General features: G+C 45.0%; 1 protein-coding gene. It reads right to left on the bottom strand.

The genetic code is table 11. The features are described 5' to 3' along the window. Positions 1-1051, bottom strand: a 1051-nt coding sequence (locus D8U73_RS29135) for a hypothetical protein (RefSeq protein WP_177435512.1), incomplete at both ends; no start/stop codon positions are given.

The following is a 1051-nucleotide window of genomic DNA, read 5'->3' as shown; positions in this document are numbered from 1 at the left end:
ACTGGATCTGACTCTAGTTTGACAATGAGCCGAGTATCGTATTTTTCGCCCACCGCGAGCTTTTCACTAGCCGCTTTCGTTAGTAGGCCTGCGGCTGACAATTCGCGAGCATCTATTGGTTGAGACCTGCTGTCTGAATTAAGGGGGTTGGCTGCTCCTTCTTTAGGAATTACTCGGATAGGAGTATTGGTATGAGTATTTTCAATCTGGATATCACCGGCCGAATTTCGGCTATAGCGCAATTTACCTTGAGCTTTCATGGAGGGCACGCCGTACATCTCTCGCGCCTCATTAGAGATTACATAGTTTGGATAATAGCGATCCCAGCGGAAAGTAGAACCATTATCAATGCGGACTCCATCAGATGCAAAAACTTCATTCACTCCCGGCATTTTTTCCAAGGTTTTTGTTGCAAAATTATTGCAATGCATAAAGCCGCCATAGCAGTTGTAAAATTTAACGCTAGGCACATTTTTCTTTTCTAATTGATCAATGGAGCTCAAATTAAATTGATTGCCTGGAAATAACTGTATGGCCGGCGTAAACTTTTGCGACGGGCTCAGGTTGCCATGAAAATCAAAAATCACTTCGTTCATTTCGGGTATTTTGGTGCCGATGTCATTCCATGAGTTAATAATATCTTCTTTGCTTTCGCTACCCGCATAATACATCTCATGGCCTTTTGCAGCCATCATCTTGATTCGATTTTCGCTGCGTGATACATCCTCTTGCGTTATTCCTCCGGACCCTACTTTAGTTCCATAGATATAAAGTACTTTTTTGGTTTGAGCATTCGGATCCGTTTTAAATTCCACAATTCGATCAACGACACCGTTGGTCAAGCGCGTTTGATTATCTACCGGCGTTTCTGAAAATCTCTTGATTGTGGTCGATGGGACGTTTCGCACCGAATCGCCTTCTTCCATATAGGCGTCGCCAAGCATTTTGTGAAGATTCTTTGGCGCAGGAACGGACCCTGGCAACGACCCCTCCGGTTGCTGGGCGTCTTCCGACAGCGCAGGTATATGTTTGGGCGTCTGTGCAGAAGCTG

The organism is Pseudomonas sp. Sample_22 (assembly GCF_004307635.1).
GTDB lineage: Bacteria > Pseudomonadota > Gammaproteobacteria > Pseudomonadales > Pseudomonadaceae > Aquipseudomonas.
Note: the sequence above shows the minus strand (reverse complement) of the source record. Positions and strands in the feature narration are given on the sequence as shown.